Raw genomic sequence first — 15,390 nt, 5'->3', positions numbered from 1 at the left:
CCATGAAGGGGATGTAGTCCTCGTCGCCCTCTTCGGTGGTCAGCTTGACGGCGTAGACCGCGCTCGGTAGATCGTCGGGAACCGACAGGGTGAAGTCGACCGACCAGCGGGCGTCGTCGACGTCGTCGTCGTGAAAGTGGATGGCGCCGTATTCGTGCGGTGCCGCACTCCACTGCGTGTGTGCACCGCTCCAGTTGTGTCCCGTCATGCCCCGGGTGGGGAGGCCGACGAGTTCGCCGTCGAGCCGGTAAGGACCGCCGTCGACGATCGTGCGGGTCGGGATCTCCAAACTGAAGTCCCAGGCGGCCACCATCGCGGCGCCGAGTCCTGCGGCGGGCCCGAGCCCCCGCCGTTCGTCCATGCCCGGGGCGGCGCCGAGCTTCATCGTCTCGATCTCCAGGCGGGTCAGCACCCGTGAGCACAGCCGCGCTCCGTCGATCTTGCCGTTGTAGTGGTCGGTCATCGTCCACCCACCGGGCTGGCGGGACTCGGGATCTGGCGCGAGTTGCACGGGATGGCCCGCGAAGGTGAACGGCACCGCGGTGTGGGCAATGCCATCGGCCAAGACGGCCTCAACCAGCTCGGTTGGAGGGTCGAGTGCGTACCTGATTTGTGGCTCGTGATGAATTGTCGCGCAACCCGTCTCGCCGTCGAAGGTCGCGGCGATGAAGTGCCAGGCACGATCACGCAACGGTTCGGAGGCGGTCACCGTCTGGCCGTTGACGCGAAGGCAGACCCGACCGGCCAGGTCGAGGAACAGCCCGTAGCCACGGCCCTGCGCCCACTTGCCCATGACCATCTGCTCGCCGGGCGCCCAGTAACCCTCGATCTTGGTGGGCAGGGTCGGCCAAATCCAGCACTGCATGGTGAAGCTGTCCACCCGCAGCGGACGGCGGTCGGGAATCATGCCGTAGGACCCGGCGTGGATGGTCTGGACTCGGCCCGGGTAATCGCCGTTGACCGGCGAGTCGAGCACGTCCTCCTTGAATCCCGGTCCACTCGGATGGGTGTCGCCGTGGATGAGCTTGACCAACTCGGCGCGGTAGGTGGTCGGCCCGTCACAGCTCACGAAGAAGTCGACGCTGTCGCCCTGCTCGACGGTCCACTTGCTGCCGTATCCGGTGAGGCGCAGCAGTTCCGGGTAGCCTCCCGATTCCGGGTCGCAATCGCTCACGCGCCCCAGTTCTCCCCTCGGGCCTTCCACGCCGGTGTGTAATGCTCGGGCATACCGTCCTCGGCTGGGTATTGGGCCAGTCGCATCGCGAAGATCTCGGCCTGTGCGGCGTGCTCGTCGGTGAACACCCGGTCGTCGACGAATCGCGGTGCGATGCCGCGTATTCCGGATAGCCGGGCGATGCGCCATCGCCGTTCCGGCGTGGTGCAGACGATGATCAGCTTTCCACCAAAAGCCCCCGTGGGCTGCATCCGCATCCTGGTTAGCACGCGGTCGAGCTGCACGTCGTCTTGAATGCCGCCATGCGCGCCGATCGCGCTACCGGGTTTCTCGGTGCGTAGTACGGAGAAACCCGCCACCCCGCGGAAGTCCTCGACACTCGCCTCGACCTCGCCCAGCATCCTCTGCTGAGTAGCGTCGTCCTGGGGAATCGGGATCATCAGAATTCGCGCAGGGTGTCGCGCAGCATCGTGGTGGTGTATTCGGTCCGGGTCAGGCCACGCTTCTGTAGCTCGGGTACGAGGCCGTCGGTGATCTCGGTGACGTAGCGTCGGTTGAGCCGCATCACCGGACTGGTGATCAGGAACCCGTCGCCGCCGACGGCCTCCATCACCTCGCCCATCTGTTCGGCGACCTCGGCAGGTGTCCCGACGAAGGGGATGCTGCCGGCCATGGCACTGCCGGTGACCAATTCGCGCAGCGTCTTGTCCTTGCCACCGGCGACGAACGCCGCCAGCGAACCGCGCTCGCCGTTGGTCGTCAGCTCCGGCAGCGGTTCGTCGAGATCGAACTGAGAGAAGTCGATTTCGGTGATTGCCGAGATTTCGGCCAGCATGTGCTCGACATAGTGCGGATCGTTGTACCACCGCTCGCGCTTGGCCACGGCCTCCTCGTGGGTGTCGGCGACGATTGGGGACACCACGTAGAGCACCTTGCAGTCTCGGGGGTCTCGCCCATGCGCCTTCATCCGGTCGTGAATGTCGTCGCGGTAGGCGCGCATCCTGACGACGTCGTCCGCCGGACCGACGATGGTGTCGGCATGCTGGGCGGCGAGTTCACGTCCCGGCGGTGAGGAGCCTGCCTGGGCGATGACCGGACGATACTGGGGCGACGGCGCGGTGTTCAGCGGACCGCGGGACTTGTAGTACTTCCCCTCGAAGTCAATCGTGTTGACCTTCCGGAAGTTTGCGTAGGTCCCAGTCTCGTAGTCGCGCTCGATGGCATCGGGCTCCCAGGATTCCCAAAGCTTGGTGATCAGTTCGAGATACTCGCTGGCACGTGCGTAGCGTTCGTCGTGTTCATAGAGCTTGTCCATGCCGAAGTTCTGGGCCGCCCGGTCCTCTGCGGAGGTGACGACGTTCAGGCCGAACCGTCCGCGGGAGATGTGGTCGACGGTGCTGGCCAGCCTCGCCAACAGGAAGGGCGGGTAGAAACTGGTGGACATGGTGGGGACGACACCGATGTGATCGGTGGCCGCGGCGATCAGCACCGCCAGCGGCACTGGGTCGTGTTTGGGGACGATGCCCTGCTTCAGCGCATGCTCCATCGTCCCGCCAAAGGCGTTCGGCACCATCAGTTTGTCTTCGATCAGGATGTAATCGAACTTGGCACGCTCGAAGTCGCGGGCGATCTCGACGTAGAAGTCGCCGGTGAAGTCGCGCCCACCGTCACCCCAGGTGTCGTGCCACTCGTCTGCGACGAAGTTCAGGAACCACCCCAGGTGAAACTTGTCGGTCATGACTCTCCCATCGTCGTGTATTCCCCTAAGAAACAGGAGCCGTCAGGTCCGCTTGACGTCCTGCATCGCGAGGACCTGCGGGAAGTACGAATTCACTTGAATGCCGGCGATGTCGGTGTGCGCGACCGTACTGACGGGCGGCACCAGCATGGGGATCAAGATGGCATCGTCGTAGATCACCTTGCTCAGCTGCTGGTAGACCGAGTTCATCTCGCCCACCGTCGGTTTGACGACCGCCTCGTCCATCAGCCGGTCCACTTCCGGATTGTCGTACTGGTAGTAGTTCAGCGGTTTGGCGTCACTGCGTAGCAGGATGCGGAACGTGGTGTCCAAATGGAAGGTGTCACCGCCGATGTAGCACAGCATCAGATCCGGCCGTTTCTCACTCGGCTGGTTGGCGAGGTCGTACTGCTCGGCCGTAGCCATCGTCCGCAGGGCTACGTCCAGACCAAGCGCGGCGAGCTGACTCTGCACCAGCTCGGCCATCTGCTGACGCGCTGCACCGCCGTCGGATATGCATGCGAAGTCGACCTTCTTCGACGGGAGGCTGGCCACCATGGTCTTGAGCGCAGCCGTATCGACCGTCGTCGGGAACGGCGCCAGCGCCGGTGGCAGAGATCCCTCGGGCCACATGGACGGCTGCGCCTTCCCCAACCCGCCCCAGGCGGTGTCGACGATGGCCGTCCGGTCCAGCGCCGTGAGCATCGCCTGCCGCAGCGCCTTGTCGGCGAAGATGCCCGAGTTGGGATTGAGCATCAGGCCGTCGGCGAGACCGCCGACGGAGTTGATGACGGCGAACTGCGGGTTGCTCTGGTAAGCAATCACATCCGGAACTGCCAGCCCCTTCGGCACCATGTCGAACGCACCGGAGTCGAGCTGAAGTTTCTGGGTGGTGATGTCCGGGGTGATGTCGATCCGGATGGAGTCGAAACCTGGTTTACCTGCCCAATAGTCGGCGAATGCGACGAAGGTGTAGTGGCTGCCCGGGACGAACTCACTGATGGAGTAGGGACCGGTGCCCGCGTCGTGGGTCTTGAGCCACTCCTGCGCATAGTCGCCCCCCTGGGTGTTCGTGGCGACTGCGGTGGGGCTCACCGCGAACGGTTGCCACGGGCAGGCCAGATAGTGCAGGAACGCGTTGTTGGGCTGCTTGAGCGTGACGACGAACGTCGTCGGGTTCGGGGCCTCGGTCTTCGCGACGCCGGCCACCATGTAGGACGTGCCCTGGTTCATCTTGCCGCGACGTTCGAAGCTCTTGATCCAGGACGCGGAGTCGGCGATGGTCCCGTCGTGGAACTTCACGTTGGGTCGCAACGTGAACGTGTACGTGAGCTGATCCGGGGAGATCGTCCAAGACGTGGCCAGTGCGCCCACGATGTCCGCCGAGCCGGGCTTGTACTGAACGAGCCCTTCGTAGGCGGCGTGCATGACCAACGAGCCCTCCGCCTCATAGAAGACGTCGGGGTCGGGCACCTGCATGTCGGCGACGAACGGAAGCCGCAGTGTCGCCGTCTGACTTCCTGGACCACCCCCAGCTCCACCGCCCCCGCACGCAGCGATCAGCCCTGCGAGGCTGAGACCGCCGACCGTGAGGCCGCTGGCCCTGAGGAAGGTCCGCCGGTCCCAGCCGGCAGCGACGTTCTTCGGACGTACGGTGTCGACCATGATTGCCTCCTGAGTGGGCCAACTGTGACCTGAGAGCCCGGCAGCCCGCTGCCGGTGCATGTTTCACATTCAACCGGCCCCGCGTGACACGTGTGCTTCGTGGCGGTACCTCGCGCATTACGCCGACGTTGCCTGCGGTGGTTCACGATTCGGTGACGTGATCCCAGGACGCCAGGAGCCCGCCGTCGACCAACATCGAGCTGCCCGTCATGGACTTGGACTCATCGGAGGCCAGATACAGTGCCGCGCTGGCGATGTCGTCAGGAGGAATCATGCCGGTGAGCGGAGCGAACGTGCGGGTGAACTTGTCGGCCTTCTCCGCCGATCCCATCGCTGCCTCGAAATAGGCACGAGACATTTGTGTTTCGGTGGAACCTGGGCAGACGATGTTGACGCGGATCCCGAGGTGCGCAGTCTCGGCGGCCGCGTTCTTGGTCAGCAGAAGCACGGCACCCTTGGACGTCACATAGGCCGATGACGTCTGTTCTCCGGTGTAGCTGTTCACGGACCCGATGTTGACGATGGAACCGCCGGCCTTCATGACCGGGATCGCAAACTTCAGGCCCCAGAACGTCCCCTTGACGTTCGTGTCCATGGTGAAGTCCCAGTCCTCCTCGGTGGTGTCCACCAACAACTTCTGCACGGCGACGCCGGCGTTGTTGACCAGTACGTCCAGCGCCCCGTATTCGTCGATCGCGCGGGCGATCAATTCCTGGACGTCCGTGGCCTTCCGCACGTCACATCGTTGGGCGACGATGCGGCCAGCACCCAGGGCTGCCGTCTGAGCGAGGTCGTCGGCGTTGCGGGCTGCCGCGATCACCTGCGCGCCCTCGCGGGCGAACCTGGCCGCAATGGCCTGACCGATCCCCCGTGAGGCACCGGTGACGATGGCGACCTTCCCCTGTAGTCGCCCACGTGAATCCTCTGCCATGCGTTCTGTCCCATCTCTCGGTCGAGCAAGCCGGCGCCGTCAAAACCGACGAATGCCAACGGGATCCGCACCGGGCGCAGACGCGACTCTAGTCTGGACTCAAGACCGTCGAGACGGTCGGGCGTGAACAACCGGTTACGCCGCCCGGTGGCGGCGATCGAGCAGGACGTGCTCGAACAGCGCTGGCGGAAGCCGGCTTAATGCGATCGTCACCGAAGATTACCGAGACGACATTCCGACGGCTTCATACTTGAAACGCGACTGAAGTCGCATTTGAGTACTGAACCGCGGCCATCCGCCGCCGACCGACACGGAGCCACGTCTTCCATGACCGCACTGAACCACGTCCCCGCTACTGCGCCAGTCAGCGTGCTCGTCGAGCACCTGCGCCGCGACAACTACGTCATCGTGGACGACCTCGCACCCCCGTCGCTGATGGACGCGATCGAAGCAGAGGTAGCGCCTCACATCGACGCGACACCCATCGGCTACAACTCGATCCTGGGTACCAAGACCCGCCGCACCGGGGCGTTGGTCGCACGCTCCCCGAAGTGCCGCGAGCTGATCCAGCACCCTACGATCCTGGGCACCGTGGCTGACTTCCTGGGCCACGCCAGTGCGTTTCAGCTCATGCTCACCCAGATCATCTCCATCGAACCCGGCGAGTCGGCCCAAGGCCTGCACCGCGATCAAGGCGCGTGGGACTACTTCCCCTTTCCCGACGACTACCACGTGCAATGCAACATGCTCTGGGCGCTCTCGGACTACACCGCCGAGATGGGCGCCACCCGCGTCGTCCCCGGCAGCCACCTCCCAGGCTCCCGCACGCCCAAGGAGTACACCGACGCCGACTGCCTGCAGGCCGAGATGTCCCGCGGCTCGGTACTCATCTACAGCGGAAAGATCGTCCATAGCGGCGGCGCCAACAAGACCACCGACAAGGTCCGCCGCGCCATCAACATCAATTACTCCGTCGGCTGGGTGAGGCAAGAGGAGAACCAATACCTCTCCGTGCCTTTGGAAGTCGCCAGAACCCTCGACGACGATCTGCTGAAGTTGATGGGCTACCAGGAGGGCGCCTTCGCCATGGGCTACATCCGCGACTTCGAAGACCCCCTGCGCGCGATCCGCGGCGACGCGATCCCCTACGGCTATGACTCGAGCCGGGTACGTGCCGCAGCATCGCCGGAACACGCTGCCTTTCTCGCGGGTAGCCAGTAGCTTCCGCGGGCGGGAGCAGCCCCGTCGGCGGCCGGACTCTACGCAGCGACCGTTGCTGCGTCGTCCGCGCCGCCGACGGGCTCCAGCTCGACGTCCGAATCTTCGACGATGATGACGTCCGAGCGTCGCCAGCTCGCCACCACCTCTGAGCCCACTTGCGCCACAGTCTGTTGCCCGGCCGACATCGCATGTCGCGGCACTGACGCAATCAAGCGGCTGCCGTCGGCCAGCTCGACGTGGACTGCGAAGTCGGAGCCGGTGAAGGCGATGTGTGTGACTGTTCCACAGACGGATTCGCAGTCCAAGGGCGCAGATGCCTCTCGCCCCGGGGTGATGCTTACCTGGTCGGGAGGCAGTACGGCACTGAACCGCATCCCGGGCTCGGCCCAGTCCGGAGTGGGCCCGTGCACGTTCACGGCGCCAGTCTCGACACGAACGATGTCGTGGTGCCGCACGGCACGGCCGCGTAAGACCGTGCCCACGTTGAGGAACTGCGCGACGTACGCGGTGCGGGGGGCGCGGTACAGCTGCACCGGGGTGGCAACCTGCACGATGCGCCCGCGGTCCATCACCGCGATGCGGTCAGCGATAGCGCAGGCCTCTTCCTGGTCATGGGTCACGTGGACGAATGTTGCACCGGTGGCTTGTTTGAGGCGGACGAGCTCGTCCTGCATCTGGCGGCGCAGCCGGAGGTCAAGGGCGCCGAAGGGCTCGTCGAGTAGGAGCACACCCGGCCGTTTGACCATTGCGCGCGCCAGGGCGACGCGCTGCTGCTGCCCACCGGACAGCTCCGCGATGCGCCGATCAGCCAGGTGCTCCATGCCCACGATGGAAAGTGCGTCGTGGGTTCGCGCGTGCCGCTCACCGCGCCCGACCTTGTCCATCTTCAGCCCGAATTCGACGTTGGCTCCGACGCTCAGGTGGGGAAACAGGGCATAGTTCTGGAACACGGTGTTGGTCGGCCTGGCGTACGGCGGCTGGTGAGTGACGTCCGCCCCGTCCAGCTCGACCCGGCCACTCGTCGGCTCCACGAAGCCACCGATGATGCGCAGAGTGGTGGTCTTTCCACATCCGCTCGGGCCCAGCAGCGCGAACAGCTCGCCCTGTTCGACGTCGAAGGAGACGCCACCCGTGGGCCCGCCCAATACGTAATCGTCTGCGGCGCCGTAGGTCTTGGTGAGGTCGACACACCGGAGGGTGCTCATGCTGCTCCCGCTCGTTTGGTTCGGATCTGGAGTCCTCGGCGTCCGACTGCGATCAGGACGCCGAGGAAGATGAGGACGAACGAGGCCACCAGAATCAACGTCGACAGCGCGGTGAGTTCGGGTGAGAGGCCGAACCGCAGCGAACTGTAGATGTAGAGCGGCAGCGTGGTGTCCGAGCCGGTGATGAGGAAGGTCATGATGAACTCGTCCATCGACGTGGCCATCGAGATCATGGCGGCGGCCAGGATGCCAGGCGCCACTTGAGGCAGCACGACCCGCAGGAAGACCGAGAGGGGTCTCGCACCCAAGTCCAGCGCTGCCAACTCGTAGTTCCGATCCACTCCCTCCAGGCGAATCATCACCACCAGCGTCACGATCGGCAGCGTGATGATGACGTGTCCCAACACGATCGTCCACAGTCCGCGGTCGACGTTCAACGCGTTGAGGCCGATGATCATGGCCAGCCCAAAGATGACCGGGGGGAGGAACAGAGGCAGCGAGATGGCCGCCATGCTGAGATTGCGCCAGGACCCGACGGACCGCGACAGGTAGATCGCCGCCGCGGTCCCGAGGACGAGACTGACAGCGGTGGCGCTGAGCGCGATCTGCACACTGATGACCAACGCGTCGTGCAGGCTCCCGTCGCTGAACAGGGAGGTGAACCATTCCGCGGTGAAGCCCTGGAACGGCAGGCCGACGGTCGTGCTGTCGTTGACGGCGAACAGCGCGAGCAGCGCGATCGGCAGGTACAGGAAGGCCATCGTCGCCCACGCATACATGGCGAGTGCCGGCGAGCGGCGCGGGACGTGGGTGCCGGTGTAGGCCCCCAGTGCTGCCGATGCGCCTGCCGTCAGCCTGAGGATCGCCAGCAGGAGAAAGATCGCGACCAGCAGGAGCAGCGCGAGCGCCGAACCGAAGCCCCATTGCATGGAGTTGCCGAATTGGTTGGTCATCAGGTTGGCGTAGAACGTTCCCGAAGTCCCCCCGATCAACTGCGGCGTCACGTAGTCACCGAGCATCGATACGAACGCCAGGATGAACCCACCGACGAGTCCGTTGCGGCACAACGGGATCGTGACGTAGACGAACCGCCGCCACCGCGCCGCACCGAGATCCGATGCCGCCTCGTACACCCCGGCGTTGACCCGCTCCAGCGCGATGAACGCGGTGAGGAAGGTGAGCGGGAAGAGCAGATAGGCAAACGTGATCACCACTGCGGGCTTACCGGGCTCGAAGATCCCGACGGGACCGTCGACGAGGCCCGAGCGGATCAGGGCGGTGTTCAACAGCCCACCGTTGCCCAGCAGGTTCAACCACGCCAACACCCGGATGAGATAGCTGGTGAACAACGGAATGGTCGCGACCAACACCCAGAGCAGGCGCCGGCGCGGCGACACCTTGGTGGCCACGAAGTAGGCCAGCGGGAAGGTCAGAACGACGGTGATCGCCGACGCCAATGCGATGAACCCCATGGTGGCGGCCAAGGATTGCCAGTAGGTGTCGGTCGTGACGAACCGAATGTAGTTGTCCAGGGTGAAGGTGTCCGCGATCCGACCCGCCACCGTCGGCCGGAACGAGTACAGCAGCACCACTAGCAGCGGAAGCACGAAGCCAATGCCCACCAAGGCGGTTGCAGGCAGTGGAAGGAGAGCGAGCGACGAGGGAAACCGTCGGCGGCGACTCGTGGTGGCGGACAACGGCGATGAGGCCCCCTGCCGGCTCGGCAGGAGGGAATCGTCCAGTCCATCGGCGACGGTCGCCGTGCTGATGTCCATCGCCGCTGGCTATCCCATGACCTTGTCGTAGGCGGCAGCCCAGGCGTCGGCATGCTGAGGCTGCGCCTGGAACACCAGTTGCTTGGCCAGATCTGGCCGATCCGAGCCGAGCGACTTCGCGATCACGGCACCATCGCCGCCTGCGGCGATGACCCGGTCCGTCGATACCCTGCTGCACTGTGAGTAGAAGTTGGCCCCCCACAGGTAATCCTGGTTGGCGACGTCACCGCCAAAGTAGTTGATGAAGGTCATGGCGTTGTCGCGGTTCTTGGCGTTCTTCACCAACTGCGGTCCGTCGATCCAGCCAATCGACCCCTCGGTCGGCACCTCGGCCTTGACGACGTCCTTGCCTTGACCGAACTGGCTGTTCGCGCGTTGGGCCATTCCGAGACTGGAGGCGAAGCCGATGTATGCGCCCTGGTTGGCGAGCGCCCTGGCGATCGCGTCGTCGCTGTTCTTGCTGATCTGAAAGGGTTTGAGCGAGCCCAACTTCGCCGCTGCGGCATCCAGTGTGGGACCCTGCATGGCGTAGATGTCCTTGCGCGGCACCCCGTTGGCCAATCCGGCAAGGGCGATGAAGTCTTCGGCGCCGCCCTCGAGAATGGCCTTGTTCTTGGGCGCCTCCCACAGCGCATTCCAGCTCAACGGCGTTCCCGGCTGGTAGGGCGCGTCGAGGTTCCACGCCAGGCTCAGCGCGGCCCACATGTTCGGATAGAGCAACACCTTGCCGGGTGAGACTACGTACGGCAGTGACGGATCCTCGGTGAAGACCGGGAACAGGTCCTTCGACGCAGGGATCTCCGACAAGTCGAGGACCTCGGTTAGATCGTTCTGGTGGTACGTGGGCGCCCATCCGCAGTTGCCGAAGACGATGTCGTATTGCGAGCCGCCGCCCGCCTTGATCTTGGCGAACATGTCCTGATCGGATTCGGCGGCCACGCCCTTGACCTTGATGCCGGTGGCCTTCTCGAACCCCGTCAGGATCTCCTTGGCGACGTAGGACTCCCAGCTGAGCACGACGACTTCGCCCTTGCCGCTGGCGCCCGATCCGCAGGCGGCCAGCGCACCGCCCAGTGCGGTGAGGCCGACCGCGGCACCGGCGGAACCGGTGAGGAAGCGCCTACGCGAAACAGACTGACGGCCAATAGCTTTCGATTGCGATGCCGGTGATGATGCGGTGTCGTCCATGGGTTCGAGCCCTCCCGGGGGCGGTCTGACGTATTGGGTGGCGCGGAATTCGCCTTGGTAGCGCACACCGCGCTCAGATGCGACTTCAGTCTGAACTGAAGTTTGTTTCGAGGACTCGACAATCAGTAAACACCCGGTTACGCGCCCAGCCTCGGGCCGGCAGCATGCCGCTACCCGGCCCCGCAGTCCGGTTGTGCAGTCGCTTAATCCAATTGTCACGGCGCTTTACCGGACGGACACCGCGCCCACCCCATACTGAAAACGCGACTGAAGTCGCGTTACCGCCCACCTCATTGGCCGCCCGAGCCACGTTCCAACCCTCAGGGAGCACGTTTCCATGACCGCACTGAACCACGTCCCCGCGACCACCCCCGTCGACGAACTCGTCGAGCACCTGCGCCGCGACAACTACGTCATCGTCGACGATCTCGCTCCCTCCTCGATGATGGATGCCATCGAGGAGGAAGTGGCCCCCTACATCGACTCCACACCCATCGGCTACAACGCCATTCTTGGCAAGAAGACCCGTCGCACCGGCGCATTGATCGCCCGCTCGCCGACCTGCCGCGAGCTGATCCAGAATCCGACGATCTTGGGCACCGTGGGTGAATTCTTGGGCCACGCCAGTGCGTTTCAGCTGATGCTCACCCAGATCATCTCCATCGAGCCGGGCGAGTCGGCCCAAGGCCTGCACCGCGACCAGGTGGCATGGGACTTCTTCCCGTTCCCCGAGGACTATCACGTGCAGTGCAACATGCTCTGGGCGCTGTCGGACTACACCGCCGAGATGGGCGCCACCCGCGTCGTCCCCGGCAGCCACCTCCCAGGGGCCCCTACCCCCAAGGAGTACACCGACGCCGACTGCCTGCAGGCCGAGATGTCGCGCGGCTCCGTGCTGATCTACAGCGGCAAGATCGTGCACAGCGGTGGCGCCAACAAGACCACCGACAAGGTCCGCCGCGCCATCAACATCAACTACTCCGTCGGCTGGGTGAGGCAGGAGGAGAACCAATACCTCTCCGTCCCCATGGACGTCGCCAAGACCCTCGACGACGACCTGCTCAAGTTGATGGGATACCAGGAGGGCGCCTTCTCCATGGGCTACATTCGCGACTTCGAGGATCCGCTGCGCGCCGTTCGTGGCGACGCGGTCGCCTACGGCTTCGACGAGAACCGGGTACGTGCAGACGCCTCACCGGAGTACGCCGCGTTCCTCGCAGGCAGCCAGTAGGAGAAGATTCATGAGCGAAACACTGCCAGTGGCCTCCGATTCCGAGCCAGCCAAACTCCGGGGCAACCTCGGGGTGGCGTCCATAGTCTTCATGGTGGTCGCTGCGGCCGCACCCCTGACCGTCGTCGGCGGGGTGACCCCGGTGGGTTTCTCGGCCGGCAACGGACTTGGATTTCCCGTCATGTTCCTGGTCTCTGCGAGCATCCTCGTCCTGTTCTCCATCGGGATGTCGCAGATGGCCCAGCGCATCCCCCGCCCCGGTGCGTTCTTCACCTACGTTCGGCAGGGGCTCGGCGAGATCCCGGGCGCGGCGGCCGCATTCATCGCGGTAGTCACGTATCCGGCGGCAGCGCTTGCGGCGTTGGCGCTCATCGGCGTTCAGCTCAACATCACGGTCATTCACCTCGGCGGTCCCGACATCGCGTGGTGGGTCTACTGCCTCGTCACCGTCGCCCTGGTCGGCATGCTCGGTTTTCGCCACATCGACCTGTCATCGAAGGTGCTGGGCGTCCTCCTGGTGGCCGAAGTCGCCATCGTCGCCGTTCTCGTGGCCGTGGTGTTCGCGGTGGGCGGCGACTCGGGCTTTCCCGTGGCACCGTTCACAACCGACGCGGTGTTCTCGGGTCAGGTCGGCGTCGGATTGACCTTCGCGATTCTGGGCTTCGTGGGATTCGAAGCCACCGCGGTCTTTCGCGATGAAGCCAAGGATCCCGCCAAGACCATCCCCCGGGCCACCTACATCGCCGTCATCTCGATTGGCTTGTTCTATGCCCTAGCGTCTTACGGCATGGTCGTCGCGTGGGGACCTGAAGGCGTCATCGAGGAGTCGATCGGCAACCCCGCCGGAATGCTCGTGGACACCACCCAGCGCTACCTGGGCACGGTGGGTTCGACTGTCGCGCAGGCCCTTTTGCTGACGAGCATCTTCGCCTGCGTACTGTCCTTCCACAACGTCACCGCGCGGTACTTTCACGCGCTCGGACAGTCGGGAATCCTGCCGGGGCGCCTGGGTATGACCCACCCACGGCACGTCTCGCCACACGTCGGGTCGTTGACCCAAACCGTCCTCTGCACCGTGGCCATCCTTGCCTTCGCGGTACTCGACGCGGACCCGATGCTGCAAGTGTTCGCGTGGACCGGTGGCCTCACCACATTCGGCGTCGTGGTACTGATGGTGTTGACCAGCGTTGCCGTCCTGGCGTTCTTCAGCCGAAACCGAGATGGCGGAAGCATCTGGGCGACGAGGGTGGCACCAACGCTGGGCCTCGTCGGCCTCCTGATCGCCGGAACCCTCGTCGTCGTGAACTTCCCGATGCTGGTGGGCGGCTCCCCTGCCCTGGCGTATTCGCTGCTCGCCATCTTTCCCGTCGCCGCATTCGTGGGGGTGCTGGCTGCAGTGCGCCGCAAACAGTCTGTACTGACGTCGCCGGACGAGCCCAGGACCGCCGCGGCGCCGGTCTGAGGTCACCGGCATCTCGGAGTCAGACGTGCTGGGCGCCAGGCGCAACGGCGTCGGTCGCCTTCATCGCCGTTTTCGCCGGGCCCTCGACGGGGTCGATTTGGTGCCCGTTGACCCGTCCAGTTCTGCATAGTGAGTGAGGTACTGGACGAGCACGATCCGAATCTCTTCGATGATCGCCTGGTCACCGTGGACCTCGTCGGTGTAGGCGTACTGGAACAGCCGCTCGCAGATCTCGATGGCCACGACGGATTGGCGCAGCGAGAAGTCGGCGAACGCGGGGGTGAACTGCTCCAACGCCACCAGGAGCGTCTTGGCGACGTCCTGCATCCACTCTCGGTCGGCCGCGCGCACCGGGGGTGTGAGATTCTGGCCCACCCACAGCTCGCGGATGAGCGGTCGCTGGAAGCAGTCCCGGTAGAACTCGATGAGGGTGTCGACCACACCGTGCCAGTGCGTGATCGGTCGAGCCTCCAGCATGTCGCCAAGCAGGGCCGCCGACTCCTGCATGCACTGGAAGGCCAACTCTTCCAGCACTTTCTCGGGTGTTTCGAAGAACGAGTAGAAGGACCCGCGGCTGACTCCCGATTCCTGCAGAAGCAGGGTCGGGGACGCGACGATGGCCTGGTAGCCCACCTCGACGAGAAGCCGCGAGGCGGTGTCCAGAATGCGTTGGGTCGTGGCCCTGGAACGTACTTGTAGCGGCCTCTTGCGCAACCCACCCTGCGTCATCGTCGACCCGCGCAGGGCTGCGCGGGCGGCCGCGGGGACTCTTCGTGCACCATGCTCACCACCATCATGTTCTCTCGACGACTCGGCCCACGACATCCTAGTGTGCATCGCCGGTGGTCAGACACCTGACAGGACCGCATCTTTCGCGCCCCCTCGGTCACCACGGCTACACCTTCGAGCGGCCGGTCACGGATAATGCGACTACAGTCGAAACTGACGTCGGCTTTCACATTGTTCGCGCCACCCCCGTCATGCGTCAATTCCGTCACCGCTTCCGTACACCCTGCCCTGGTCGCCGTCCCGGCGCCGGGTGGCCCGACCACCCGAGGATCGCGATGACCACGTTCGGAGTCGTACTTCCGCAGACCGCCCTGAGCTCCGACGTCGGCGAACTGCGGCGGTACGCGTTGGCGGTGGAGGAGATGGGCTTCACCCACGTGATGGCGTATGACCACGTGGTCGGGGCCGACCCCGCGGTCCACTCGTCTCAGTACGGCTACGACGTCGACACGACGTTCTACGAGCCGCTGGTTACCTTCGGCTACCTGGCGGCGCTCACCAGCCTCGAGCTGTTCACCGGGGTCGTCATTCTGCCGCAACGCCAGACCGCGCTGGTGGCCAAGCAAGCCGCGCAGGTGGATCTGCTCAGCGGCGGACGTCTGCGCCTCGGCGTCGGCGTGGGGTGGAACGAGGTCGAGTACGAGGCGCTCGGGCAGGACTTCAACACGCGGGGACGGCGCATCGAGGAACAGATCGTCTTGCTACGGCGGCTGTGGACGGAACGGGCGGTCACGTTCTCCGGCCAGTTCGACACCGTCACCGCCGCCGGACTCTCACCATTGCCGATCCAACGACCGATCCCCATGTGGATCGGGGCGCAGGTGCCCGCCGGCTACCGCCGCGCCGGACGGCTCGCCGACGGCTGGTTCCCCGAGTTCGGACCGGGCCCCGAGCTCGACGCCGCGGTGGCGATCATCGACGGTGCCGCGGAAGCCGCCGGACGCGACCCGGCGACCCTGGGCATGCTCGGCCGCGTCGACTGGTCTGGCGGTCTCGACGCTTCCTTGCGCG

Annotated in this window: 13 protein-coding genes; 4 read left to right on the top strand and 9 right to left on the bottom strand. The window is 65.0% G+C overall.

Annotated elements, in window-relative coordinates; all coding sequences use genetic code 11:
• The 5 genes from ABW137_RS22540 to ABW137_RS22520 form a co-directional block, all read right to left on the bottom strand.
• On the bottom strand, positions 1-1,174 hold a 1,174-nt coding region (locus ABW137_RS22540), incomplete at its 3' end, for a N,N-dimethylformamidase beta subunit family domain-containing protein (protein ID WP_526403671.1).
• Positions 1,171-1,614: a N,N-dimethylformamidase alpha subunit family protein gene (locus ABW137_RS22535; protein ID WP_526403670.1), complete on the bottom strand. Its 444-nt coding sequence runs from the start codon at positions 1,612-1,614 to the stop codon at positions 1,171-1,173. The genes ABW137_RS22540 and ABW137_RS22535, both read right to left, overlap by 4 nt.
• Positions 1,614-2,912 (bottom strand): NtaA/DmoA family FMN-dependent monooxygenase, encoded by a 1,299-nt coding sequence (locus ABW137_RS22530; RefSeq protein WP_526403669.1) that lies wholly within the window; start codon positions 2,910-2,912, stop codon positions 1,614-1,616. Before ABW137_RS22530 ends, ABW137_RS22535 begins: the two co-directional genes overlap by 1 nt.
• Before the next feature lie 42 nt (positions 2,913-2,954).
• Positions 2,955-4,577: an ABC transporter substrate-binding protein gene (locus ABW137_RS22525; protein WP_526403668.1), complete on the bottom strand. Its 1,623-nt coding sequence runs from the start codon at positions 4,575-4,577 to the stop codon at positions 2,955-2,957.
• Positions 4,578-4,719: 142 nt separating this feature from the next.
• Complete coding sequence (locus ABW137_RS22520) at positions 4,720-5,508, bottom strand: SDR family NAD(P)-dependent oxidoreductase (RefSeq protein ID WP_526403667.1); 789 nt, start codon at positions 5,506-5,508, stop codon at positions 4,720-4,722.
• Positions 5,509-5,835: 327 nt separating this feature from the next.
• Between ABW137_RS22520 and ABW137_RS22515 the strand changes: the two genes are divergently transcribed.
• Positions 5,836-6,729 carry a phytanoyl-CoA dioxygenase family protein gene (locus ABW137_RS22515; protein ID WP_526403666.1) on the top strand — a complete coding sequence of 298 codons (894 nt, stop codon included), beginning with the start codon at positions 5,836-5,838 and terminating at the stop codon, positions 6,727-6,729.
• A 38-nt stretch (positions 6,730-6,767) separates the two neighbouring features.
• Here ABW137_RS22515 and ABW137_RS22510 read toward each other — a convergent pair whose 3' ends face one another.
• The 3 genes from ABW137_RS22510 to ABW137_RS22500 are packed head-to-tail and all read right to left on the bottom strand — an operon-like array spanning position 6,768 to position 10,897.
• A complete protein-coding gene (locus tag ABW137_RS22510; protein WP_526403665.1) occupies positions 6,768-7,934 on the bottom strand; it encodes an ABC transporter ATP-binding protein in 1,167 nt (388 codons plus the stop codon).
• Complete coding sequence (locus tag ABW137_RS22505; protein ID WP_526403664.1) at positions 7,931-9,709, bottom strand: ABC transporter permease subunit; 1,779 nt, start codon at positions 9,707-9,709, stop codon at positions 7,931-7,933. Before ABW137_RS22505 ends, ABW137_RS22510 begins: the two co-directional genes overlap by 4 nt.
• Positions 9,710-9,718: 9 nt before the next feature.
• Positions 9,719-10,897, bottom strand: a complete 1,179-nt coding sequence (locus tag ABW137_RS22500) for an ABC transporter substrate-binding protein (protein WP_526403663.1) — start codon at positions 10,895-10,897, stop codon at positions 9,719-9,721.
• A 337-nt stretch (positions 10,898-11,234) separates the two neighbouring features.
• Between ABW137_RS22500 and ABW137_RS22495 the strand changes: the two genes are divergently transcribed.
• Positions 11,235-12,128, top strand: coding sequence for a phytanoyl-CoA dioxygenase family protein (locus ABW137_RS22495; protein ID WP_526403662.1), 894 nt, complete (start codon positions 11,235-11,237; stop codon positions 12,126-12,128).
• Positions 12,129-12,138: 10 nt separating this feature from the next.
• Entirely contained in the window at positions 12,139-13,590 is a 1,452-nt protein-coding gene (locus ABW137_RS22490; protein ID WP_526403661.1) for an amino acid transporter, read from the top strand.
• A 60-nt stretch (positions 13,591-13,650) separates the two neighbouring features.
• Here the strand turns inward: ABW137_RS22490 and ABW137_RS22485 are convergent, their stop codons facing one another.
• Positions 13,651-14,319: a TetR/AcrR family transcriptional regulator gene (locus tag ABW137_RS22485; protein WP_526403660.1), complete on the bottom strand. Its 669-nt coding sequence runs from the start codon at positions 14,317-14,319 to the stop codon at positions 13,651-13,653.
• A 335-nt stretch (positions 14,320-14,654) separates the two neighbouring features.
• On the opposite strand from ABW137_RS22485, the gene ABW137_RS22480 reads away from it, so the two are divergent.
• The coding region (locus ABW137_RS22480) for an LLM class F420-dependent oxidoreductase (RefSeq protein WP_526403659.1) at positions 14,655-15,390 on the top strand (736 nt) is incomplete at its 3' end.

It is taken from the genome of Mycobacterium sp. (assembly GCF_040509115.1).
GTDB lineage: Bacteria > Actinomycetota > Actinomycetes > Mycobacteriales > Mycobacteriaceae > Mycobacterium.
The sequence above is the reverse complement of the archived record's forward strand: the minus strand, read 5'-3'. Positions and strand labels throughout refer to the sequence as shown.